Here is a 22,980-nt window from a genome sequence, read left to right as displayed (position 1 = left end):
GTTAAAGCATCCATCCCATACCAATTGAGTGGTCTTCTCCCTGGTTTTGGCAAAGGGGTCAGGGTGGACGCCTTGTCCCAGCCGTCAATCCTCCCGCTTCGTCCCCACCAGATTGGCCGCGACGATGGCCGCCAGTACGCCGGCGGTCAGGAGCGGCTGGGCGCGGATTAGGCCGAGGCCGACTGCTGCCATCGATTCCAGTGCGGCGCGGCGCTCGCGGGCGCGACGCTTTTCCCGGGTATTGATAACCGCCATCACCACTAGCGCAATGATGGCGATCAGCAGTGCGCAGGCGGCGAGAAAGAGAACCGCGCCTAACGCGCCGTAGATGCCGGCGAGCCAGATGGCGCCGGCGGTCACAGCCAGCGCATAGGCGGTGAGGAGAAAAAGCGCGGCGAGCGCGACGATGATGCTATTGCGCTTGGCGCGTGCAACGGTTCGGTGCACGCTTGCGCCCGTCACGAGACTGAGGATCGACGGCATTGCGCTTCCTCAGCGGCGGGCTAGGAAGGCGATGGCGAGGCCGAAAGCGGCTGCCGCACCGAGGGTTGCCAGCGGATGTTTGCGCACGGTGTCGCGCATTTCGGTCGTGCCGCGCTCATAGCCGTGCTGCAATTCGCGTAAGAGATCCTCGCTGCGGCTGAGCAGTTCCTCATAACCGGCGCCAGCCTGGCTGCGGATTTTCTCGCTCTGGTGACGTGAATTCTTGCCGACCAGGCGCGTCAGTTCCGCGAGTTCGTCGCGCAGCGCCTCGACCTGCTCCTCGATGCCGGATTCCAGATTGTGAAAGGTGCCGTTGCGGCGGCTGCGGCCGGACTGGAAGATAGAATAGCTCATGGCTGTCTCCATTGGCTGGGGCGCGCGCAAGCCCGCCTATTTCGCACTGGGGTCACCACCGTCCGTTGCATGAAAGATATCGCGCGGCATTGACCCAAATCACTGCCGAAAAACGTCCCGGGCGGGCAAAAGTTCCGCCGCGCGGGCGGTCAGCGCTGGGAAACGGCGCTGTGGGCGAGTATGAAGGGCGTGCCGTCGGCCGGCACCTGGTTGATTCGTAGCGCGCAGCCAAATACCGAGAGCATGTTCTCGTCCCTCAAAACGTCACCGATGCCGCCGGCAACGGCGAGGCGGCCGGATTTCATCAGCACGATGCGGTCGGCGAAGAGCGCTGTCAGGTTGAGATCATGCATGACGGCGATGACGCCGCCGCCGCGTTCGCAGAAATTGCGGGCAAGCGTCATGATCGTTAGCTGGTGGCTGATGTCGAGACTTGAGACCGGCTCGTCGAGCAGCAGCCAGCAAGGTTTGCCGTCGACGACAGGCTCGGCGATCTGGCAGAGCACGCGGGCAAGCTGAACGCGCTGCTGCTCGCCGCCGGATAGTTCTTGATAAAAACGGCCTTCGAAGCCGGTCAAGTCGACTGATGCAAGTGCGGCGGCTGCCGTCTGCTCGGCCTTGTCGGGATTGAGGTTGATGCCCGATGTGAGGCCCATGCGGACGATCTCGCGCACGGTGAAGGGAAAGGAGATGGTGCTTGCCTGCGGCAGCACACCGCGAATGGCGGCAAGCTGCCAGGGTTTCAGCTCCTTCACCTCGTCGCCGCCGATGCGCACCGAGCCACCATAGGTAAGCTCGCCCGATATGGCTTTCATCGTCGTCGTCTTGCCGGACCCGTTCGGCCCGGCGATCGCCGTCAGCTCGCCGGCCTTGGCCGTAAAAGTGACGTCGCTGATGATGGTCTTGCCGGAAAGGCGCACGGAGAGGCCGGACACTTCGATCATCTCGTCACTCACGACAGCGCTCACAGGGCAAGGCGCGAACGCTGCCTCAGCAGAATCCACAGGAAGAACGGCCCGCCGACTGCCGCGGTGATGATGCCGATCGGCAGCTCGGCCGGGGCGACCAAGGTGCGCGCCAGGACATCGGCGAAAATCAGCAGAGAGCCACCGAGCAGAGCTGCGGCCGGCAGCAGGAAACGATGGTCCGGGCCGATCGCCATACGCAGGATATGCGGCACGACGATGCCGACGAAACCGATGCCGCCGCTGGCGGCGACGGACGCACCGGTCGCTGCGGCGACGCCGACGACAGCGACATTCTTCAGCCGCTGCACCGGCACGCCCATATGAAAGGCGGCGGCCTCGCCGAGCGTGATGGCATTGAGGCCGCGAGCCATGAAGGGCAGGGCGGTGAAAGACAACAGGATGATCGGCACGGCGGCGGCGATCTTCGTCCATGTGGCGCCGGCCAGCGATCCCATGCTCCAGAATGTCAGGTCGCGCAGCTGCTGGTCGTTGGCCAGGTAGATCAGCAGGCCGGTGAGGGCGAGCGTGAGCGCGCCGAGCGCGATGCCGGCCAGCAGCATCGTCGCCACCGAGGTCTGGCCGTGACGTGTAGCGATCCTGTAGAGCAGCAGCGTCGTGAAGAGACCGCCGCCAAAGGCGCCCGCCGGCAGGGCATAGATGCCGAGAAGTGCCTGAAGCGGCGCTGCAAGGCTGCCGCCGAGCACGATCATGGTGACCGCACCGAGGCTTGCGCCTGAAGAGACGCCGACGAGGCCGGGATCGGCTAGCGGATTGCGGAACAGCCCCTGCATCACCGTGCCGGAAACGGCCAGCGAGGCGCCGATCAGGAAGCCGAGGATCGCTCTTGGCAGACGGATGTCGAAGATGATGATCCGGTCACGTGTGCTCAGTGCTGCCTCGGAACCGGCCATGTTGCCGACAACGTCGAGGATCGAGGCATCCGAGGCGCCCGTCGTTACCGAAAACAGCATCGAGAAGACCGAGCCGATAACGAGCAACACGATGACCAAAGAGGAGAGCCTCGTTCTGTCGCCCGCCTGCCGGTTTGCGCTGATCTCCGCCATCGGCAGTGGGCGCCTTTGTTCCATCATGGCTTGCGGCAGCGCCATGATCAGCCCCCGTAGATCGCCGCGTTGAGCTCACGCGCGGCGGCTGCGGTGCGCGGGCCGAAGCCGAGCAGGTAGATGCCGTCCATGCGGATGATCGCCTTCTTCTCGCCAGCCGGCGTCAACGCGATCGCCGGCTGAGCCAGCAAGTCCTCGTTCGTGGTGCCGGCGCCATCGCCGCGGTTCATCATCAGGATGATGTCGGGCTTGGCTTCGATGATCGCTTCGTCCGTCAGCGGCTTGTAACCTGGGAATGCGCCGATGGCGTTGATGGCGCCGGCGAGCTTGACGATGCCATCGGCCGCCGTGCCGGTGCCCGATGCCATGATCCGGCCGTTCTGGGCGCTGAGGATGAAGAGAACGCGCTTGCGTTCGGCCTCCGGGCGCTTTTCGGCCTCAGTGATCGCCGCATCGAGATCAGCCGCTACATTTTCCTCAAGCGTCTTCGCCTTTTCGGGCACGTTAAGCAGCGCGCCGACGCGATCGATCTTGGCGATGATGCCATCGCGGGTAAAAGGGCTCGGCACGGTCTCGAAGGGCACGCTGGCATTTTTCAGGACGGCCAGCGCCTCCTTCGGGCCTGACCCCTCGACGGCGATGATCGCCGTCGGGTTCATGGCAAGGATGCCTTCAGGCGAGAGCGCCCGCATGTAACCGAAGTTGGGCAGCTTCAGCGCCGCCTCCGGATAGGTGCTGGTCGTGTCGCGGGCGATCAACCGGCTTTCCTCGCCGAGCGCATAGACGATCTCGGTGATATCGCCGCCGACGGAAACCAGGCGCGAGGTGTCGAGCTTCTTTTCCTCGGCGTGGGCGGGGCGGACGAAGGCGAGGCCTTTGAGCGCCGGTGCCGACGGGATCAGCGGCAGTGCCATGACGGCCGCCGTCAGGGCCAATTGCCAGGGGCGGATCCGGCGCAGATTGTTACGCATCGTCATCGTTGCAATCCTTTATGCGGCGACACTTGCTGCCCGCGGCAGGTTTTCCATGATCTCGCGCCACTCGGCGTGTTCGTCGGACCCTTCCTTCCGTTTGCCGAAGAACTGGATGATCATCTCGCCTTGCATATTGTAAGCCTCAAGCGAGGTGACGTGGCCGTCCTTGGTCGGCTTGCGCACCGCCCAAGTCTCGGCGATGTGATCCTGGCGCAGATGCAGATGGAAGGTCGGGTCCATGATATTGATCCATGGGCCCATGGCCTGAACGTTGAAGATCGGGCCGGAATGGATCTGGACGATGCCGTCATTGGCGACGAAGCACATGATCGGCAGGCCGGATTTCACCGAGGCATGCATCATCTCCGCGGTCGCGCTGTTATCGAGCTTCCAGGCATAGTCGTCGCCGACGCTGCGCACGGCCGCCTGGCGGCCGATCTTCAGGCGCTTCAACATGCCGAAGAACTCGTGCGTGTCAGTGAGCCTGCTCCAGTTGTCGCGCAGCTCGTCGCGGCTGACGTCGGCGGTTTCATCGACGGTCTCTGAGGTCTCGGCCTCGACGAAGTCCTGCGACTGGTCTTCCAGCTTCAACGCGGCGATCAGCGCGTGATAGGCCTCGACATTCGAATTGGGGCGCAGGTGCACCTTGTGCACGGCGTTGCCCGCCTTGTCGAAATATTGCAGGCTAAGGCGCAGCTGATCGCCATCCTTCTTCGATACGGCGAAGCCATGTTCCCAGCGGCTCGGGAAGATGCGCAGGTCGATATTCTCGCCGAGAACGATTGCGGCCTGTATGCCGCTTTTGATGTTTTCGAAGACGCCGATCTTTTCGTGCACGGCACTTTCGTTGCGCGACAGCGCCATCACTTCGCCGAGGCTCGCGACGCGTTCGAGAAATTTCAGCGCACTGCCATCGATGCGGGTGACGCTGATGCCGGTTTCGGCGGCGACGAGGGCCGCCTCGGAAATCTTCAGCTGGGCGGCGATATCGCGCTCGCGCATCTTCGGATTTTTGGCGCGAAACGCCCGGATTTCGGCTGGCGCCGGTCTTGTCTGTTCGGTCATGTCTTACCTACTATTGGCCTTACTTATTGAGAATGAGCTTGCCCTGACGGGTGATCTTCAGGCGATAGGTCACGCCCTCGTGTCTGATCATGATCTCGTTCGTGCCGCGGAAAAGATCTGCGCTTTCGAGGATCCGGTGCTGCGCCGCGGGCTCGCTCGGCAGCGGCACGTGCTTAAAGTTATCTGGCTTTTCAACCATCATTTCGGTTGGCAATTCCGTGAGGCCGGGGATCTGAGGCCCGGTTGCGATGACATTTATCTTGACTTTCTTACTCATAGTTTTTTAAAGATGCAATAGGATACTATTACGGTCAAGTTTTCGAAATTGCTGATAGGAGCTGCCTGCGGGCGGCTCGGGCCGATGACGGAGAAGGTTTTATGACAGGTAGGTTTGCGGCTGTTGCAGCCGGCATGGCGATGGCGATTTCAAGCGTATGTCAGGCGCAGGAGGCGGCACCGGCATCTTCCCTCGATGTCGAACTCAATGCGCTCGCGCCCTCGCAAAAGGGCTGCATGATGACCTTCGTGGCGCTGAATCAGTTGCCCGCCGCCATCAACAAGGTCTCCTTCGAGCTAGCCTTCTTCAACGACAAGAATGCCGTCGACCGCATCACCGTGCTCGATTTCCGCGATCTGCCGCAGGGCAAGAAGCGCGTGCGCCAGTTCGATATGCCGAATGTCAAATGCGAGAGCGTGACCCGCATCCTGATCAACGACACGCCAGTCTGCGACGGGCCGGCTGCGGGCGAATGCATGAAGGGTCTCGTCACCCGCTCGCAGATTTCGGTTCCCTTCGCGGGCTAAGATAACGCCGGGGATGATCTCCGGCGGACATGTTTCAGGCTGTCTAAGGCGTACACAATGGCGATTTCAGCGAAGTCCAGATCGAGACAGGTGCTCATCGGGGAGGCGGACGCCGATAGTAGCCTGAACGACAATATGCCCGGCATGCATCCTGGCCATGAGCTTTCCGAACTGCGCAATGCCCAGCTGCAGCCAGCCGGCGAAACGGTGATCCACTACACGCGTTTTGCGCAGATATCCTCCTTTCCCGACCATCCGGAAACCGCACCGGTCGCTCCGCTCTCCGCGCCGCCGATGGATGCGGCGGTGGAAAAGCAGGATGACGAGAAGAAGCCGGTGCGACGGCGGCTGACGCTGACCTGCATCTGCTCCCTGATCTTCCATGTAAGTTTGGTGGTCGCTCTTGCCTTGGTCATGCCGCAGCCACCGACCGAAGTGATTGAAGACGCCGGGGAGGCCGTCAGCGTCATCGTGTATGGCGACTCCGATGTCGATCAGACTTCGGCAGGTGATCCAGAGCTGGAATTGAAGCCAGATGAAATTGCCGCGGAGGAAGTCAAGCCGGAGACGGTTCAATCGACGACTGAGACTGACGAACTTCAGCCGACAGAGATGCAGCCCGAGCAGGCACAACCAACTGAGATCGGGTCTGCAGAAGCGATTCAGCCTGCTCAAGAAGTAACGCGTGTTTCGCCTGAGTCAGCTGTGGCTGCGGAGCCGGAGATTCTTGTTTCTCAGAATCCCGCCGACACTTTCGTCGCTCAGCCCATGGCAACGGTGGTGCCGGAACAGCCGGTGCCCGATATCTTGCCGACTGCGGCACCAGAACAGACGGCGGTTGCGGTGCCGCCAACTGAAGTTCGACCAGAGGAAGTGAAGCCCGTCGAGACTGCCGAAGTTTCTCCCGAAGCCGAAGAAAAGCCGGAGCCGAAACCCAAGAAGGTCGAAAAGCCGAAGCCGGATGAAAAAAAGCCGTCTCGGAAAAAGGCGGAGCCTACAGGTGGAAAAAACGGCACGGACCGGCGGGATTCGGATAGAGGCGTAACGACTGGTCAGGACGCGCCTGAATTTAATGGCATGTCAACGACATCAGGCAGAGGTGATGGCGTTGGAAGCGCCGCTGTAGCCAATTATCCTGGCAAAGTGCAGAAGCGTATTCGCCGCGCAGTTCGAGTGCCTGACGAATACAAGAGGATGGGCGAGGCGATTTCGGTGCGTCTCAGATTGACGATCGATGGAACCGGCAGGTTGTCGTCAGTCTCCGTCGCCGGCAGCTCGGGTATTCCAGATTTGGACAAGGCTGCTCTCGATGGTGTGCGCCGCGCCGCGCCGTTTCCGCCGTTGCCGCCTGAGTGGGGTAAGGCCAGTTGGAGCTTTATCCAGGAGGTTCAGGTCACCTCGCGATAAATATGATAAAAATAATCAACTTTATACTTTACTCCAAAAATCAAGTTTAATAAGGTCCACCCGCACACGCAGGAATCGTGTGACGATCAACGAGTGAACGGGTGGTATATGGCTCGCAAGGGCAAGAAGGGATCGAACCGGGAGGTCCGCGACGTCGCGGGCGAGGGGGTTGCTCAGGCGTCCGCCGGGCGTTCCAAACTGGATGGCCGCAGTTTCCTCTATGTCGGCGGGCGTGATTGCCAAGTGGCGCATCTTCGCCAGATCGCCAGCAATTTTGGCGCCGAACTCCTTCATCATGACGGCGGCCTGCGCGAAGCGGTGTCCCGAATCGATACCGTGCTGCCTTCGGTCGACTGCGTCTTCTGCCCGATCGACTGTATCAGCCACGATGCCTGCCTGCGCGTGAAGACCGGCTGCAAAAAGTTCGGCAAGGCCTTTATCCCGCTGCGCAACGGCAGCAAGTCCAGCCTTGAGCGTGCGCTGCAGACGATGAACGAGCGAGACAATTCCCGATGAGCGACCAGCGTCCCGACGGCTTCACCATGATCGGCCTGCACAAGCTTGCCGCGCAGACGGGCGAGGGCCTCGTGCCCGAGCTCTACGAACTTTTCCGGCAGCATGCCGAACGCCAGGAGATCTACCAGAATGTGGCGCTGTCCCCGACCTGGGAAGCGCGCATGCCCGGAGAAGCGGCGACGAGGCCGCTTGGCCCGGCGGCGGCACACGGCGATAATGTTGTCGCCTTTCCCTCGTATGCGGCAAGGGCCGGCAAGAGGAAGGCGTAAGGAGATCGCATGTATATCGCAATGAACCGCTTCAAGGTCACAGCCGGGAACGAAGGTGATTTCGAGGCAGTCTGGCGCAATCGCGATTCCAGCCTGGCCAAGGTACCCGGTTTCGTCGAATTCCGCCTGCTGCGCGGCAAGGCCAGCGAAGAGGAGGGCTATACGCTCTATTCCTCGCACACGGTCTGGACGAGCGAAGCGGATTTCCAGAACTGGACGAAGTCCGAGAATTTTCGTGCGGCGCACCGCAATGCCGGCGACCGCAAGGCCATGTACAAGGGCCCGCCTGTTTTCGAAGGTTTCAACGTCGTCGAGGGCATATAACGGGGTTCGAGCGATTTTGCAGGGGGAAGGCGAGGCATTCCTCACCCTCCCTCATTCCTGTGCTTGTCACAGGAATCCAGCCACGACGCGTCCGCGCCGTGAATGACCTATAGGACCTGAAGAGGGTCTCCCGCGCCCAAAGACTTGGGCGCACATGTGACAAGCACAGGAATGAGGGAGGAGAGGTAGGGCTTCCCGAAACGCCAAATTTGCGGATGGCTACTCTGATGTGGCCCATCCTCAGAACCGGGAAGTCAAGCTTCCCAACTTCCTCAACGCCGTTCGCGCAAGACGGCGCCGGCGGCAACGGCCAGCCACCCCAGCATCATCGCCCAGCCACCGGTCGGGGCGGCATAGGAGAAGAGGCCGGCGCCGGTGAAACGCAGGGTCATGAGGTCGCCGGCAAAGAGCAGCGTTCCGACAATCATGAGCAAACCGGCCAGCCAGGCGGTTTTGAGCTTGGCGGTGCCAAGAGCCAATGCCAGCAGCGCAGGAGCGTGCGCGAGGCACATGGCGGATGCGGATGCCGCCAGGTTGGCTTCGCCGCCGCCATGGGCGGCAAGTGCAGCAAGAGCCACGCCGGCGACGCCGAACAGGCCGGCAAAAAGATAGAGCACTGGCTCCAGGCGCGCATTCAGGCTCATGGTCATTCCTTGTTCTGCATGTGATAGGCGAGCCGCTCCACCGGCGGCCAGATGAGGTCGCGCAGCGCCTGGCTTGATATCGTCTCGTCGAGGGCGCGGCGGAAGCAGAGCAGCCACTCGTCGCGCTCGACGGGGCCGATCTCGGCGACGAAATGGCGACTGCGCAGGCGTGGATGGCCGCGCTTGTCGGTATAGAGCGGCGGGCCGCCGAGATAGCCGCTCATATATTCGTAGAATTTCTCTTCGCTGCCGTGAAGGCTCGGCGGGTGCACGGCGCGGACGTTGCCTGCCTCCGGCAGCTTGTCCATCAGTACGTAGAAACGGTGCGTCAGCGCCCGCACCACGGGATCGCCGCCGATCGCTTCATATAGAGTGGTGACCTTCTCCGTCACGAAACCATCCCAAATGTCATTCCCCACAATCTCTTTCATGCACCGGGGGTAAAATGATCGCAACTGTCATCAAGCTGCCGCGGCATTTAGCACATAATGCCTGTAGCGCAGGGGTTTCGACCGATTCTCCTTGACAAAACCGTCCGGACGGTATCTTTTAATCGCATGTCGAACGCTCACCATCGCAAGAAGCAACCCGTCCTTGTGCGCCAGCAGTTGCTGGATGTCGCGGCGCGCCTTGCTGCCAGCGAAGGCATGGCCGCCGTCACGCTCGATGCGGTGTCCGCCGCCTCCAGCGTCAGCAAGGGCGGGCTGCTGCATCACTTCCCGACGAAGAATGCGCTGCTTGATGCCCTGTTCGAGAGCCTGCTTGAAAAGTTCGACGCCGATATAGAGGAACTGATGCGCGGCGATCCGCTGCCGCAAGGCCGCTTCACCCGCGCCTATGTGAGGGCCGTATCCGGTCTCAGGGATCGTCCCGACGATTCCAGGAGTTGGACGCAGGTGACGATCGCGCTTCTTGCCGAACCCCGGCTACGCCTTCGCTGGCGCCGATGGGTGCAGGTGCGGGCGGAGGAATATGTGGGCACCGATTCTTCCCTCGACGCACAGCTTGTGCGTTTCGCCGCCGATGGGCTGTGGTTTGCGGATACGCTGGAAAGCCATGATATCGACGGCGTTCTGAGACGGGATCTCATCGATCGCCTTATCGAACTGACCGGGAAATAATCCGAAGGAATTTCGCCATGAGCCAAACCGCCGTCTACGGGCTGTTGTTTGCTGCCATCGTGCTCGAGGTCATCGGCACGACCGCGCTGCAGCTGTCGCAGCAGTTTACCCGCATCGGGCCGACGGTGCTCGTCGTCGCCTGTTATGCGGCCGCTTTCTATTGCCTGTCGCTGACGCTGAAAAGCATCCCCGTCGGCATCGCCTATGCGATTTGGAGCGCTTTGGGAATCGTGCTGATTTCCTCGGTCGGTCTGGTCTTCTTCAAGCAGCGTCTTGATCTGCCGGCGATCGTCGGGCTTGGACTGATCATTTCAGGGGTGGTCGTCGTCAATCTCTTTTCCAAATCCGTTTCCCATTGATATTGCTGTGATATTGCGTGCAGCATTACCAGAATCCCACCGATAAATTTTCCCCTTTGTCAAATTCCTGACAAAGGTCTATGTGTTGCTGAGACGTGGAGGAGACGAGGCGCAGCCAGCGCTGTTTTCCAAAGCGCTTTGAATCCCGCCTTCCCGCCTATCGATACTTCCAGTTTCTGCAGGAGCACATCATGGCCATTCGCACCGTCGTCTGGGGAGAGAATATCCACGAGACTACCAATGCAATCGTCCGGGGGATCTATCCCGAGGGCATGCACACGACGATCGCCAATGCGCTGAACACCGATCCCGGCATTTCGGCGACGACGGCGACGCTGCAGGAGCCGGAACACGGGTTGAGTGAAGCCCGGCTTGCCGAAACCGACGTGCTGACCTGGTGGGGCCATAAGGATCACGGCGCTGTCTCCGATGTCGTCGTCGAGCGCGTCGCCAAGCGCGTCTGGGAAGGCATGGGCCTGCTTGTGCTGCATTCGGGCCATTTCTCGGAAATCTTCAAACGGCTGATGGGCACGCCCTGCGCGCTGAAATGGCGCGAGGCGGGCGAGCGTGAGCGGCTGTGGACGATCAATCCGCGCCATCCGATCGCCGCCGGCATCGGCGAGCATTTCGAGCTCGAGAACGAGGAGATGTATGGCGAGCAGTTCTCGGTGCCGGAGCCGCTCGAAACGGTGTTCATTTCCTGGTTCCAGGGCGGCGAAGTGTTCCGCTCCGGCCTGACCTGGCGGCGCGGCGCCGGCAACATCTTCTACTTCCGGCCCGGCCACGAGACCTATCCGACCTATCACGACGCCACCATCCAGAAGGTGCTGATCAACGGCGTCAAATGGGCGTACAACCCGCAAGGGTCGTTGACTGGAATTACCGACGCCCCAAATGTGCCGGTAGAAAGGGCCCTGGAGCCGATCGTCGAACGCGGCCCGAAACTGCATCAGGCCGGCGAAGCCGGTTACCGCTGAGGAGCATCCATGCGACTACTCGTTCTTGGCACCGGAGTGATGGCGAAAAACCAGCTTGCCCGCTTCTCTCTCATCGACGGCGTGACGGTGGTCGGCGCCGTCGACACCGATCCCGAACGGCTTTCCGCCTTCGCCGACAAGTTCAATATCGAAAAACGGTTTCTTTCACTGGACGAGGCGATCGCCTGGGGTGAATTCGATGCGGCGACGAATGTCACGCCCGACCGGATCCACCACCCGACGACCATGGCGCTGATTGCTGCCGGCAAACATGTATTCTGCGAAAAGCCGCTGGCGGAGAACTATGCGAAGGCGCTGGAGATGACGGAGGCGGCGGAAAAGGCCGGCGTCATCAACATGGTGAACCTGACCTACCGCAATGTCGCGCCGTTGCAGCGCGCCCGCGAGATGGTGCTATCAGGCGAGCTCGGCACGATCAGGCATGTGGAAGCCTCCTATCTGCAGAGCTGGCTCGTGTCGCGTGCCTGGGGCGATTGGCGCACGGAATCGACCTGGCTGTGGCGGCTTTCCACCGGCCACGGCTCGAACGGCGTGCTTGGCGATGTCGGCATCCATATCCTCGATTTCGCCGCCTATGGCGCAGCGACCGACATCGACCACGTCTTTGCACGATTGAAGACCTTCAATAAGGCGCCGGGCGGACAGATCGGCGAATATATGCTGGATGCCAATGACAGCTTCACCATGTCGGTCGATTTCGCCAATGGTGCACTCGGCGTCATCCACGCCAGCCGCTGGGCGACAGGTCATCTGAACGAGCTGAAGTTGCGCATCTACGGCGAAAAAGGCAGCCTTGAGGTCATCCACCGCCCCAGCGGTTCGGAACTGCATGGCTGCCTTGGGGAGGGTGTCGAAACCGCCACCTGGACGCAGATCGAGGTTGAACCGGTGGCGACCAACTACGAGCGTTTTGCCGAGGCCGTGGCAACCGGTGTCCAGCCGGACCCGAACTTCCGCCACGCCGCCAACCTGCAGAAGGTGCTGGATCTCGCCATGGTGACCGAGCGCGAGCGGCGCGAGCTGAAGGTCTGATTTGCGTTAGGATGAGGTGCAACGGGGCAAGGACAAGCGGGATGAAAAGCCTTCTGACAAGCTGGCCGCTTTGGGCGCTTCTTTCCGCGGGGTTTGCAGCGCTCACGGCGATTTTCGCCAAGGTCGGCGTCGAGAACGTCAATTCCGACTTCGCGACCTTCATTCGCACCATCGTTATCCTGCTGGCGGCGGGAATGATGGTCTCCATCACTGGCAACTGGCAGGAACCGTCTTCGGTGTCGAGCAGGAGCTGGCTCTTCCTGGTGCTCTCCGGCCTTGCCACCGGCGCATCCTGGATTTGCTATTTCCGGGCTCTGAAGCTCGGGGATGCTGCGCGGGTCGCCCCGATCGACAAGCTATCCGTCGTCTTCGTGGCCGTCTTCGCGGTGCTCTTCCTGGGTGAACGCCTGACGCTTCCCAACTGGCTCGGCGTTATCATGATCGCCGGCGGCGCCGTGCTCGTCGCTTACAGGGCATGAACCGGCGACAAGCATTAATGCGTTTCCGCAATCTCACGAAAAAGGGCCCCGCCGAGGCGGGGCCGGAAGTTGCCGAGCCGCAGCAGGCGGCTTCGGTTGCTTGATTATTCTATCACCTGAACCACACGGTGGGTGCGCGGCTCGACGATCACATGGCGATCATTGATTACGGTGTAGGCATATTTCGGATTGTCGGGCACCGGCGTCACGACGACATCAGCCGGGAGCGGCTTGCCGACGACGATGGGCTCCTGGACCACCACCGAGGCGGTCGGGGCAGGCTGCTGCTGGACATAGGTGACGACCTCGCGCGGCGGCGGATCGACAACGGCACCGGCGACACCGCCGGCCACGCCGCCAATGGCAGCACCCACGGGGCCACCGACGATCGCGCCGGTGATGGCGCCGCCGGCTGCACCGGTCACGGCGCCATCAGCGAACGCATTGGTGGCAAAAGACGACAGCGCAAGGGCGCTGGAGACAAGTAGGATCTTGTACATTTTGCTTCTCCTTTGCTGGGGTTGCGTTTGGGTAACGACCACGCCAATCCGAGGTTCCGGCAGGAGAATCACGCTTTGGCAGGCCGGTTCACATTCTGTGAGGCGACCGAAGCATGCGGCGGTATTGGATTATTCCAGGCGCCGGCGGAAGAGCCAGGCGGCAGCGCTGAGTGTGACGCCGGCGATCAGCGCCAGCGGGATCGTCTGGTTCACCACCTCGCTCAGGGGGATATCCTTGAGGAAAACGCCTTTGACGATCACCAGGAAATAACGCAGCGGGTTGATCAGCGTCACCGGCTGCAGCCATGCCGGCATGTTCTCGATCGGCGTCGCGAAACCCGAGAGCAGCATGGCCGGGACCATGAACAGGAAGGCGCCGAGGATCGCCTGCTGCTGCGTCATCGACAGCGCCGAAATGAAGAGGCCGAGGCCGGCTACCGAGCCGAGATAGAAAACCGCGCTGCCGTAAAGCAGGAATAGCGAACCGCGGAGCGGCACCTCGAACAGGAAGACGGCGGCCAGGATATAGACGGTGATGTGGAAGAGGCCGATCATCATCGGCGGGATCAGCTTGCCGATCAGGATTTCGTGCTGGCGCAGCGGCGAGACCATCAACTGGTCGAATGTGCCGAGCTCGCGCTCGCGGGCGATCGACAAGGCCGTGACGATCAGGCCAATCAAGAGCGCGATGCTGGCGATCAGGTTCGGCACCATGAACCATTGGTAGGTGAGGTTCGGGTTGAACCAGTTGCGCGGCACCGACGAGACAATGCCGGCGCCGGCGCGTCTGCCTGCCGGTGTTTCGGCGGCAAGGGCGCCGCCGATCTGCGAGAGGTAGCCGGCGACGATCTGTGAGGCATTGGAACGGCGACCGTCGAGCACCACCTGCAGATCAACAGGCGTTCCCGCCTCGATATTGCGCGAAAAGTCCGGGCCGATCTCGATTGCCGCGATGGCCGTCTGGTTATCGATCGCCATCCTGATATCCGCCTGGCTTCCCGCCATCGCGATCCGGCGGAAAGTCGGCGGGCCGTCGATACGCTCGATCAGCTCCTGGCCCCAGTGACCGCTGTCGCGGTTGAGGATCATCACGTCGACATTGCGCACTTCGAGTGTGGCGGCATAGGAGAAGACCAGAAGCTGGACGATCGGTGGGCCGATCAGGATGGCGCGGCCCTTGGGGTCGCGCAGCACGGCGAGCAGCTCCTTGATGATGAGGGCGTAGAGCCTTGTCCATCCCATCTCAGCCGATCCTCTTCCGGGTGCTGCGGGCCGCAAGCACGAACATGACGGCTCCGATCGCCAGCATGACGGCGATTGCCTTTGCGAACATCGGCCAGATGTCGCCGGCGAGAAACACTGTCTGTAGGCTGGGGATCAGGTAACGCGCCGGCACGATGAAGGTGATCCACTGGATAATCCTCGGCATGGAATTGATCTCGAACAGGAAGCCCGAGAGCAGGAAGGCCGGCAGGAAGGCTGATATCAGCGCCAGCTGCGAGGCGAGGAACTGGTTCTTCGTTGCGGTCGAGATCAACAGGCCTTGCCCCAGCGCCGGGATCAGGAAGGCGGCCGAAAGCGCGTAAAGGGCGGCGACGGAGCCGCGGAACGGCACGCCGAAGAGAAAGACCGCCAGTAGCACGCAGAGCGTCATCGAGGTGAGGCCGAGCAGGAAATAGGGCAGGATCTTGCCGGTGAGCAGTTCGACCGCTGTCACCGGCGTCGCCATCATCGCCTCCATGGTGCCGCGTTCCCATTCGCGGGCGACGACGAGCGAGGTCAGCAGCGTGCCGACGAGCGTCATGACGATGGCGATCGAGCCGGGCACGAGAAAATTGCGGCTCGTGAGCTCCGGATTGAACCAGAAGCGCTGCTCGACCGCGATGGCGGGACTACGGGAGGCGACGTCGGCCTGCCGCTGCTCTTCCCAGTTGGCGACGGCGCCCTGGGCGTAGTTCTGGACGAAATTGGCGGTGTTCGGGTCGGAACCATCAACGATCACCTGGATGGCGGGACGGTTGGCTGCAGTGTAACGCGTGGTGAAATCGGCCGGGATGACGACGATGCCGCGCACCTTGCCGAGTACGAGATCTTCCTCGAACAGTCGCCGGTCGCGGCCCATTGCAACATCGAAATAGCGCGAGGCCTGGAAGCTCGCCGACAGGTCCTGTGTCAGCGGCGTCAGTTCCTCGGTCACGAGGCCGATGCGGGTGCGGGTCGTGTCGAGCGAGACGCCGTAGCCGAAGAGAAAGAGCAGGATCAGCGGCAGCACGAAGGCAATGAGGATGCTGCTCGGATCGCGGATCGCCTGGAAACTCTCCTTGCGCACGAGGGCAAAAAGACGCCGACGCCGACCGGAAGAGGCGCTCATGCGGCATCCTCCGCTTCCGATTGTTGCACCAGGGCGATGAAGGCATCCTCCATCGTCGGGTCCGGTTGCTCTCTCGTTGCCACGCGCGCCTTCAATTCATCCGGCGAGCCGAGCGCGATCGAGCGGCCGCGATAGATCAGCGAGATTCGGTCGCAATATTCCGCCTCGTCCATGAAATGCGTGGTGACGAGCACGGTGACGCCCTTTTCGACCAGTGCGTTGATATGCGTCCAGAATTCGCGGCGGGTGATCGGATCGACGCCCGATGTCGGTTCATCGAGGAAGAGAGCGCGCGGTTCGTGCATGACGGCGCAGGCGAGCGCCAGGCGCTGCTTCAGGCCAAGCGGCAGGTCCTTGGCGGGCTCGCGGGCGTGGCGGCCGAAATCGAAAATGCCGGCCATCAGCGCGATTCGTTCGCGCTTGCGCTGCCCACGCAGGCCATAGACACCAGCGAAGAATTCGAGATTCTGCATGACGGTGAGATCGCCGTAAAGCGAGAATTTCTGCGCCATGTAGCCGAGCTGGTTGCGGGCTTTTCCGGCATCGCGGCGAAGGTCGAAGCCGGCGACGCGGCCTTCGCCGCCGGTCGGCTTCAACAGGCCGCAGAGCATCTTGAAGGTGGTGGATTTGCCGGCGCCGTTCGGGCCGAGCAGGCCGAAGATCTCACCGCGGCGGATATCGAAGCTGATATCCTCGGCGGCGGTGAAATCGCCGAAGCGTTTCGTCAAGCTCTTGGCCTCGATCACCGGCCGGTCGTCCTCAGCCGTGAGCGGCTCCTGCGCCTCGGCAAGGCTGGAGCGGCCGCCGGGGCCGCCGCCCAGCATGTCGACGAAGGCATCCTCGAAACGAGGCGGGGCGGGGCTAAGCGATGCGCCATCGCCCGCCTTGCCGATATCGGGCTTTTTGTCCTTGGCGGCCACCAAGCGGATCGCTTCGCCCTGGATCACGCCGTCGATGACGCCATCGGCCTGCAGGAGCTCGGCAAGCACCTGCCGGCGGCGCCCGGTGACATCGGACACCCTGAAGACCCGGTCGTTGACGCGCTCGGTCATCTCCGCGGGTTTTCCCGAGAAGAGCAGCTTCCCCTGGTTCAGCAGCAGGACATGGTCGCAGGCTTCCGCCTCGTCGAGATAGGCGGTTGACCACAGCACACCAATGCCTTCCTTCGTCAGGTTCTCGACCATCTTCCAGAGGTCGCGGCGCGAGATCGGATCGACGCCGACGCCCGGCTCGTCGAGCAGCAGCAGGCGTGGCTTCTTCAAAAGCGCGCAGGCAAGGCCGAGCTTCTGCTTCATGCCGCCGGAGAGTTTGCCGGCGAGCCTGCCGATGAAGCGCTTGAGGTCGGTGAAGGTCAGCAGTTCGTCGAAGGCGCCGGCGCGCTCGCTTTTCGGCAGGCCGCGCAGATCGGCATAGAGATCGAGATTTTCCTGCACCGAGAGGTCCTCATAGAGGCCGAAGCGCTGCGGCATGTAGCCGATTGCCGCCTGGATGCCGGCGGCGTTCTTCCTGGTGTCGAAGCCGAGAACCTCCACTGTCCCCGCATCGGGCAGCATCAGCCCGGTCATCAGACGGATCAGCGTCGTCTTGCCGGCGCCGTCAGGGCCGACGAGGCCGGTGATCGCACCGCCACCGATGATGCCGGAGACGGCGTTGAGGGCTGCGGGCGCTTCGCCGAAGCGTTTGGTGACGCCGTCGATCCGGACGAGCGGCTTGTCGTCCCGCTCTGTCTGGGGGGCGGTTTCGGCGGCGGTCATCGTCCGTCTGCCGCACGTGTCGGAAGACGCACCGTGACCGGCATGCCCTGGCGCAGATCCGGGCCTGGTTTGTCGATGACGATCCTCAGGCGATAGACGAGATCAGTCCTGAGTTCCGGTGTCTCCACCGATTTCGGGGTGAATTCGGCGACCGGCGAGATGAAGCCGATCGTGCCGTCATACGGCCTGTCAGGCGCCGTATCGGAAGCGACGGAAACCTTCATGCCAGGGTGGATGCGGCCGAGATCGGGCTCGGCGACATAGCTGCGCACCCAGACGGGTTCGGTCAGGGAGAGCACGAAGACGGTATCGGCCGGCGAGACGATGGCTCCATTCTCCCGCACACGCGAGAGGATGACGCCGTCGTTCGGTGCGCGCAGTTCGGTATCGGCAAGCGATGTGCGGGCCGAGGCCAGCGTTGCCTCCGCAGCCTTTAGCTGTGCATCGGCGGCGGCGATATCCTCGACGCGCGAACCTTCCTGCAGCAGTTTCAGCGCCTCGTTGGCGGACTCGGAGCGGGCGGCGGCCATTGCCTTTGCAGCGGTCGCCTGGTCGAGCGTCGCTTCGGAAATCGTGCCCTGCGGACGAAGCTGGCGGGCTCGGTCATAGGCGAGGTTGGCATTTTCGAGATCGGCGAGGCTTTCGTCATAGGCGGCGCGCGCCTGGGCGATCTCGGTCGGGCGGGGACCCGCCTTCAGCTTGTCGAGAGTCGCCCGAAGGGCCGCGGCGTTGGCCTCGCCCGAACGCACGGCGAATTCATAGGGTGCGGCATCGAGCTTCGCCAGCACCGTACCGCTCTTGACAACATCGCCTTCGTCGACGCCGAGGTCGGCGAGGCGGCCGCTGACGCGGAAGCCGAGCGAGACCTGGCGGATATCGACATTGCCGTAAAGGACGAATTCGCGGCGGGCCTCAGGCAGCCAGCCGAGCTTTTCAGGCAGACCGTACCACCAGGCGGCGGCGCCTGCCGCAACGAGGAGAAGGAGGGCGACGGGGACGAGGCGTTTCATGCCGCGCCTCCCTTCGTCGATGGACCGAGCATATCGACCAATTCGGCGGCGAGGCCGCGCAAGGTTTCCACCTGTTTCGGACCGACTGCGTCCCATTCCATCTGGGCAAGCACGGCCGCGTGAGTGACGCGAAACACAAGGATGCTGCCGATAAGGTTGAAGGTGCGCAGGCGCACGTGTTCCGAGGCGGGATCTTCACTCAGGATGGCGCCGATCAGCCGCCGGCCCATCTCGATCATCGGCCGCATGATGCCCTGATAGATCCGTGCGAAGGCTTCGGTCGGCTCCATCTGCTCGCGGATCAGGAAGCGCGCCCAGGATTCCGATTCCTTGCCGACGAAAAGCGTCACCATCGTCTGGAGAATTTCTGTGAGGAACAGACGGGCTTGCGTTTCGCCAAGCCTTTCGCCGGCGGCGTCGAGCGCCATGAGGCGCGTGCCGATGCGCGCTCTCATGTCGCCGACATGGGTATCGATGCGGGCCATCAGATATTCGGCGGTGGCGATATAGAGGCCTTCCTTGCTGCCGAAATAATAGGGGATCGCCTGCAGATTGACGCCGGCGGCTTCGGTCAGCTGCCGTGTCGAGGCGCCGTCAAAACCGTAGCGGCCGAAGACGTCGAGAGCGGCGGCCAACATCTTCTGGCGCGCGGCCTCGGCGCGGGCGGATGCTGGCGGGTTTTGGGTGTCGTGTTCCTGACTCATGACACTTTTATAACGCCGATTGCGAAATAAGTCAATCGATTGATATACTTTTCGCCAAGCTCGATATATCGGGGATGTCAGCCGCCTGCGGTAAATGTCGGTAAAAAAGCAAAGAGGCCCCTGGCGGAGGGACCTCCGAGGGCTCTCGAGCCTCGGGGTTGGCTGCTAACAGTAGCCAAAATTCGCGCGATACTAATATGTCTGATGCCAAACGCGCGGGGAAAAAGCCCGCCGATTTTTTCTATTTTCGCGGTCATTTTTTGACACAAAACTGCCTTGCTCTTTCCGTATCGCCGATGAGATGCGTATTCAAATTTATATTATTGCGCTGCTCCTGAGCGCCATCATGTGGTCGATCTCGTTCGATGCGGCGCGCGAATCCTATCATGCCGCGCAAAGTGCGGGATTGATGCCGAACCTGCATATCAACAAGAAGCTGGATCGCGTTCTCTAGATTGCGGTCAGCGTCCCTCGTTATTCCGCCGATCTTGCCTTGGCGACCTCGGGGCGTTTCCCGTGTGCCCTATCGGGACAGAAAGCCGAATTTCATAAAATTTGACTGATCCGCTTAAAAGCCCTGCAAATACTGATGTGTAGAGTGGTCTCATGAAAGCGACCGAAGCGTGGACAGACGCGTCGATCGTTTGGAGACGGGCAAAGCGAAGCCCGCCGATCCGCAAACGGGGACTTCGACATGCACAAAATTCTTGCCACCATCGCTTTGACTCTGAGCATCACTGCTGCCGGGCCGGCGCTCGCCATCGGCCCCGCCAGCCTCGGCCGCGACCTGATGTACACCTCCGCCATTGGCCATTCGCCGGAAATTCCATTGACGACACGCGCCGGTTTCGTGCGCCCGGGCGTTCCTTTCGTCCTGCGCAGCCCTGCTGAAATCGGAGGCGAGGGTTATCAGCTCAAGACCTACTCGCAGAAGCTGACCGTTGTCGTCGACTATGTGTTTTCGAAGGCGGTCGACGCGGTTGCGGCGGTGACGTTTCTCCCCTGATATTCCCGGTTATGGGAACAATTCGGGTCGGCGTTGAGGTAACCCAATTAGGCGTCGAGTTGGCCGCGGACGTCGAGATACCAGTCGACGAAGGCCTTGACGCCGACATCCAAAGTCGTGTCCGGCTTGTAACCCGTCAGCGCAACTAGCAGATCGGGGGCCGCGAAGGTGCGCGGCACGTCGCCTTTCTGCATCGCCAGCATCTTGCGGATGGCCGGACGGCCGAGTGCCTTCTCCACCGTTTCGACGAAATCCATCAGGCTGACCGGCTGGCCGCCGCCAATATTGACGACCCGAAAGGGCGCCTGGCGCGAAAGCGTTTCGACAGCCACGTTGTCCAGACGGTTATCCTCACCAGGGGCGATTGCCGACAGCCTGACGATCCCCTCAACGAGATCGTCGATATAGGTGAAGTCACGGCTCATATTGCCTTCGCCGTAGATCTCGATCGGCTGTCCCTCAAGCATGTTCTTGGTGAATTTGAACAACGCCATGTCGGGACGGCCCCACGGCCCGTAAACGGTGAAGAAGCGAAAGGCCGTCGTCGGGATTTTATGCAGATGGGCATAACTGTGCGCCATCAGTTCCATCGATTTCTTCGTCGCCGCATAGATGGTCAGTGGCTCGTCGGCGCGATCGGTCTCGTGAAAGGGAACGGTCGCATTGGCGCCGTAGATCGATGACGTCGAGGCCAGCATCAGGTGACGGATTTCGACGCGCCGGGCGATTTCCATGATGTTCCACGAGCCTTCGACGTTCGATCGAAGATAGGCCTCGGGATTTTCCAGGCTGTATCGCACGCCGGCCTGGGCGGCGAGGTGGATCAGGATGTCCGGCTTGGCCGCGACAACCGCTGCCTCAAGCGCTTCGCGATCTTCGAGCATAGCGATGACCGGTTTGAAGGCCGGGAACTGGGAGAGTGCTGCATGGCGCATCTCCTTGAGCTTGACGTTGTAATAGGGAGTGAGGCCGTCGAAGCCGGTGACCTCGTGGCCTTCCTGCAGCAGGCGCCTGGCCAGATGAAAACCGATGAAGCCGGCCGTCCCGGTAATGAAGTAGCGCATTCCCACCTTCTCTCGGCTCGCTGCCGACGGCAAAAGCCGATTCCGTATCGCGTGACCCCACTTACAAGATAAGAAGACGCCGAGTCGATAGATCTTTGAAAGAGAAGGCGGCGGCGGCCTTTGCTGCGGTTGACGGCATTTTGCCCGCTGCCCTGCAGGATAACGCAGGGCCGCCGGTATCGTCCAAAGCCCGGCCGCGGCCATCGGCCGTTATGCTGCGTTGCAACATCCCGGCCTGCATGTTATGGCCGGCGGGTCGTCTGCAAGCAGGTCAGGATCGATGAGAGAGATAATTTATTGGATTCTCTGCGCGTTTCTGACCGTTGCAATCGCGATCGTATCCTTGCGCTATGTCACGAACTTCTGGCTGCTGTCCTTTCTCTACAGCTTTCAGCTTCACCTCGGTGTCCTCTTTGTTGCCGCCAGCCTTGTGATTCTGGCTGTCAGGCGACAGATTTACGGCTTCGTCCTTCTGTTCGTCTCGCTTCTTCTCATCGCTCACGGCGTCATCATGCTGGGCGAGTTTTTGGAGGACGGTAGAGGCACGGACAGGCCGCCGCTTTTTCGTCTGATGTCGTTCAACATCGCGATCGACAACTGGAAAAACTCGACTGCCATTACCGACATGGTGATCGCGTCGAATGCCGATGTCGTCAATTTGCTTGAAGCAAAGCCGCTGGCCTTCCATCTGCAGCAATTGTTCAAGGCCTATCCCTATCATATCGGTTGCGACACCGGGAAGGATACGTGCGATACGCTGGTGCTGTCCAAACGCCCATTCCTCAACCAGCAGGTCGTTAGCATGGGCAGTCTGCGGAAAAACAGGCTGGTTATATCGAGCGTCGACTTCGGCGGCGAAACCGTCAATCTGGTATCGGCGCATCTGAGCAAACCATATTTCGACGATTTCCAGATGGCTGAATTGGAAGATCTCGCGAAAACGCTCGGCTCGATCGACGGCCCTGTGGTGCTGTCAGGCGATTTCAACTCTTCGTCGATTGCCCCGAGCATCCAGGCTTTCCTGCGCAAACAGGGACTGAAGACAATCGTGCCCGAACCGGCGACATGGCCGATTGCTGCCGGCTCATTGGGGATCGCCATCGATCACATATTTGCGCGCGCGCCGCTTCATCTGACATCGCTGAAACGTCTCGATGACAATCTTGGCTCGAACCATTCCGGTCTGATCGCAGAATTCGTTCTCGACAGGGACGGTGAAACTTCACCGGCAAAATAAGCTGCCGGTCAAAGTCAAAACTTCGTCCTGCCGCCTTTCTTGTCGATCATCTGAAATTTCTCGCCGTCGGTCTTCACACTGACGCAGTCGGTCGACTTATTGGCAAACCGGACGCACACTTGGCCATTGGTTATCTTGTAGCCATTGCTGTTGCCCTGGCGATATTCGTAACCGTTGCTGCTTTCTTTCAGCTCCGACGTGCCCGGCAGGTGCTCGCGGATTTCAGCTTCGCTTGCGGTTCGCATCTTTCCGGCTTCGGCAAACGCCATTGCCGGGGCCATGATTAAAAGAAATCCGGCGAGGGCGGGCAGGATGCGCATCAGGGGATATCTCCGGTCATGTCTCTCGGTGCGTCCATTCTACGAGAAGTCCGATAGAGAATTCAACAGCGATGGCGGTCGCGCCGGAAAAGGCGGCATTGTTTGGGCCTCGAGCATGATGCCGAGTGTGAGTGGGTTTCTCATGACATCATG

General features: G+C 61.4%; 30 protein-coding genes. 13 read left to right on the top strand and 17 right to left on the bottom strand.

Features of this window, described 5'->3' with window-relative positions:
- Positions 1-84: 84 nt before the first annotated feature.
- The 7 genes from OS035_RS22235 to hemP all read right to left on the bottom strand — a co-directional run bounded on the left by OS035_RS22235 (position 85) and on the right by hemP (position 5,110).
- Positions 85-483 (bottom strand): hypothetical protein, encoded by a 399-nt coding sequence (locus tag OS035_RS22235; protein ID WP_331814081.1) that lies wholly within the window; start codon positions 481-483, stop codon positions 85-87.
- A gap of 9 nt (positions 484-492) precedes the next feature.
- Positions 493-837 carry a DUF883 family protein gene (locus tag OS035_RS22230; RefSeq protein WP_003590628.1) on the bottom strand — a complete coding sequence of 115 codons (345 nt, stop codon included), beginning with the start codon at positions 835-837 and terminating at the stop codon, positions 493-495.
- 149 nt (positions 838-986) lie between these two features.
- A complete protein-coding gene (locus OS035_RS22225; RefSeq protein WP_097629087.1) occupies positions 987-1,781 on the bottom strand; it encodes a heme ABC transporter ATP-binding protein in 795 nt (264 codons plus the stop codon).
- Positions 1,782-1,801: 20 nt separating this feature from the next.
- On the bottom strand, positions 1,802-2,914 hold the full coding sequence (locus tag OS035_RS22220) for a FecCD family ABC transporter permease (RefSeq protein WP_183777512.1): 1,113 nt from the start codon (positions 2,912-2,914) through the stop codon (positions 1,802-1,804).
- 2 nt (positions 2,915-2,916) lie between these two features.
- Positions 2,917-3,846, bottom strand: coding sequence for a heme/hemin ABC transporter substrate-binding protein (locus OS035_RS22215; RefSeq protein ID WP_183777513.1), 930 nt, complete (start codon positions 3,844-3,846; stop codon positions 2,917-2,919).
- A gap of 12 nt (positions 3,847-3,858) precedes the next feature.
- The gene (locus OS035_RS22210; protein ID WP_183777514.1) at positions 3,859-4,908 is read right to left on the bottom strand and encodes a hemin-degrading factor; all 1,050 of its coding nucleotides are present in this window, start codon (positions 4,906-4,908) and stop codon (positions 3,859-3,861) included.
- A gap of 19 nt (positions 4,909-4,927) precedes the next feature.
- A complete protein-coding gene (gene hemP, locus OS035_RS22205; RefSeq protein ID WP_097629192.1) occupies positions 4,928-5,110 on the bottom strand; it encodes a hemin uptake protein HemP in 183 nt (60 codons plus the stop codon).
- Between the two features lie 176 nt (positions 5,111-5,286).
- On the opposite strand from hemP, the gene OS035_RS22200 reads away from it, so the two are divergent.
- From OS035_RS22200 to OS035_RS22180, 5 genes are all read left to right on the top strand, one after another.
- The gene (locus OS035_RS22200; protein WP_183777515.1) at positions 5,287-5,712 is read left to right on the top strand and encodes a hypothetical protein; all 426 of its coding nucleotides are present in this window, start codon (positions 5,287-5,289) and stop codon (positions 5,710-5,712) included.
- Positions 5,713-5,769: 57 nt separating this feature from the next.
- Positions 5,770-7,119: a cell envelope integrity protein TolA gene (locus OS035_RS22195; protein WP_183777516.1), complete on the top strand. Its 1,350-nt coding sequence runs from the start codon at positions 5,770-5,772 to the stop codon at positions 7,117-7,119.
- 108 nt (positions 7,120-7,227) lie between these two features.
- Entirely contained in the window at positions 7,228-7,635 is a 408-nt protein-coding gene (locus OS035_RS22190; protein ID WP_003590644.1) for a DUF2325 domain-containing protein, read from the top strand.
- Positions 7,632-7,904 carry a hypothetical protein gene (locus OS035_RS22185; protein ID WP_183777517.1) on the top strand — a complete coding sequence of 91 codons (273 nt, stop codon included), beginning with the start codon at positions 7,632-7,634 and terminating at the stop codon, positions 7,902-7,904. The genes OS035_RS22190 and OS035_RS22185 overlap by 4 nt, the downstream gene beginning before the upstream one ends.
- A 9-nt stretch (positions 7,905-7,913) precedes the next feature.
- Positions 7,914-8,228, top strand: coding sequence for an antibiotic biosynthesis monooxygenase family protein (locus tag OS035_RS22180; RefSeq protein WP_183777518.1), 315 nt, complete (start codon positions 7,914-7,916; stop codon positions 8,226-8,228).
- Positions 8,229-8,500: 272 nt separating this feature from the next.
- On the opposite strand, the gene OS035_RS22175 is transcribed toward OS035_RS22180, so the two are convergent.
- On the bottom strand, positions 8,501-8,872 hold the full coding sequence (locus OS035_RS22175) for a DUF423 domain-containing protein (protein WP_097629191.1): 372 nt from the start codon (positions 8,870-8,872) through the stop codon (positions 8,501-8,503).
- A 2-nt stretch (positions 8,873-8,874) separates the two neighbouring features.
- Entirely contained in the window at positions 8,875-9,264 is a 390-nt protein-coding gene (locus tag OS035_RS22170; RefSeq protein WP_183777519.1) for a group II truncated hemoglobin, read from the bottom strand.
- A gap of 165 nt (positions 9,265-9,429) precedes the next feature.
- Between OS035_RS22170 and OS035_RS22165 the strand changes: the two genes are divergently transcribed.
- The 5 genes from OS035_RS22165 to OS035_RS22145 all read left to right on the top strand — a co-directional run bounded on the left by OS035_RS22165 (position 9,430) and on the right by OS035_RS22145 (position 12,861).
- Positions 9,430-9,993: a TetR/AcrR family transcriptional regulator gene (locus OS035_RS22165; RefSeq protein WP_183777520.1), complete on the top strand. Its 564-nt coding sequence runs from the start codon at positions 9,430-9,432 to the stop codon at positions 9,991-9,993.
- A 17-nt stretch (positions 9,994-10,010) separates the two neighbouring features.
- On the top strand, positions 10,011-10,352 hold the full coding sequence (locus tag OS035_RS22160; RefSeq protein WP_179611833.1) for a DMT family transporter: 342 nt from the start codon (positions 10,011-10,013) through the stop codon (positions 10,350-10,352).
- A gap of 191 nt (positions 10,353-10,543) precedes the next feature.
- A complete protein-coding gene (locus tag OS035_RS22155; RefSeq protein ID WP_183777521.1) occupies positions 10,544-11,329 on the top strand; it encodes a ThuA domain-containing protein in 786 nt (261 codons plus the stop codon).
- A gap of 9 nt (positions 11,330-11,338) precedes the next feature.
- Entirely contained in the window at positions 11,339-12,382 is a 1,044-nt protein-coding gene (locus tag OS035_RS22150) for a Gfo/Idh/MocA family protein (RefSeq protein WP_097626338.1), read from the top strand.
- A gap of 41 nt (positions 12,383-12,423) precedes the next feature.
- Positions 12,424-12,861: an EamA family transporter gene (locus OS035_RS22145; protein WP_097626340.1), complete on the top strand. Its 438-nt coding sequence runs from the start codon at positions 12,424-12,426 to the stop codon at positions 12,859-12,861.
- 104 nt (positions 12,862-12,965) lie between these two features.
- Here the strand turns inward: OS035_RS22145 and OS035_RS22140 are convergent, their stop codons facing one another.
- The 6 genes from OS035_RS22140 to OS035_RS22115 form a co-directional block, all read right to left on the bottom strand.
- Complete coding sequence (locus OS035_RS22140; RefSeq protein WP_097626342.1) at positions 12,966-13,361, bottom strand: DUF1236 domain-containing protein; 396 nt, start codon at positions 13,359-13,361, stop codon at positions 12,966-12,968.
- A gap of 129 nt (positions 13,362-13,490) precedes the next feature.
- Positions 13,491-14,603, bottom strand: a complete 1,113-nt coding sequence (locus OS035_RS22135; protein ID WP_183777522.1) for an ABC transporter permease — start codon at positions 14,601-14,603, stop codon at positions 13,491-13,493.
- 1 nt (position 14,604) lies between these two features.
- On the bottom strand, positions 14,605-15,732 hold the full coding sequence (locus OS035_RS22130) for an ABC transporter permease (RefSeq protein ID WP_183777523.1): 1,128 nt from the start codon (positions 15,730-15,732) through the stop codon (positions 14,605-14,607).
- A complete protein-coding gene (locus tag OS035_RS22125) occupies positions 15,729-17,486 on the bottom strand; it encodes an ATP-binding cassette domain-containing protein (RefSeq protein ID WP_183777524.1) in 1,758 nt (585 codons plus the stop codon). Before OS035_RS22125 ends, OS035_RS22130 begins: the two co-directional genes overlap by 4 nt.
- On the bottom strand, positions 17,483-18,496 hold the full coding sequence (gene hlyD / locus OS035_RS22120; RefSeq protein ID WP_183853091.1) for a secretion protein HlyD: 1,014 nt from the start codon (positions 18,494-18,496) through the stop codon (positions 17,483-17,485). The genes OS035_RS22125 and hlyD overlap by 4 nt, the downstream gene beginning before the upstream one ends.
- Positions 18,493-19,200, bottom strand: a complete 708-nt coding sequence (locus OS035_RS22115; RefSeq protein ID WP_183777526.1) for a CerR family C-terminal domain-containing protein — start codon at positions 19,198-19,200, stop codon at positions 18,493-18,495. Before OS035_RS22115 ends, hlyD begins: the two co-directional genes overlap by 4 nt.
- 301 nt (positions 19,201-19,501) lie before the next feature.
- On the opposite strand from OS035_RS22115, the gene OS035_RS22110 reads away from it, so the two are divergent.
- Together OS035_RS22110 and OS035_RS22105 are read left to right on the top strand one after the other, a co-directional pair.
- Entirely contained in the window at positions 19,502-19,654 is a 153-nt protein-coding gene (locus OS035_RS22110) for a hypothetical protein (RefSeq protein WP_003581757.1), read from the top strand.
- 240 nt (positions 19,655-19,894) lie between these two features.
- Complete coding sequence (locus tag OS035_RS22105) at positions 19,895-20,206, top strand: hypothetical protein (protein WP_183777527.1); 312 nt, start codon at positions 19,895-19,897, stop codon at positions 20,204-20,206.
- Between the two features lie 47 nt (positions 20,207-20,253).
- Here OS035_RS22105 and OS035_RS22100 read toward each other — a convergent pair whose 3' ends face one another.
- Positions 20,254-21,270: an NAD-dependent epimerase/dehydratase family protein gene (locus OS035_RS22100; RefSeq protein WP_097626356.1), complete on the bottom strand. Its 1,017-nt coding sequence runs from the start codon at positions 21,268-21,270 to the stop codon at positions 20,254-20,256.
- Positions 21,271-21,550: 280 nt separating this feature from the next.
- Here OS035_RS22100 and OS035_RS22095 point away from each other — a divergent pair, with 280 nt between their 5' ends.
- Entirely contained in the window at positions 21,551-22,507 is a 957-nt protein-coding gene (locus OS035_RS22095) for an endonuclease/exonuclease/phosphatase family protein (RefSeq protein ID WP_183777528.1), read from the top strand.
- A 14-nt stretch (positions 22,508-22,521) separates the two neighbouring features.
- On the opposite strand, the gene OS035_RS22090 is transcribed toward OS035_RS22095, so the two are convergent.
- A complete protein-coding gene (locus tag OS035_RS22090) occupies positions 22,522-22,827 on the bottom strand; it encodes a hypothetical protein (protein WP_003590675.1) in 306 nt (101 codons plus the stop codon).
- Between the last annotated feature and the right edge of the window lie 153 nt (positions 22,828-22,980).

It is taken from the genome of Rhizobium sp. 268, assembly GCF_036571585.1.
Classification (GTDB): domain Bacteria; phylum Pseudomonadota; class Alphaproteobacteria; order Rhizobiales; family Rhizobiaceae; genus Rhizobium; species Rhizobium redzepovicii.
The sequence above is the reverse complement of the archived record's forward strand: the minus strand, read 5'-3'. Positions and strand labels throughout refer to the sequence as shown.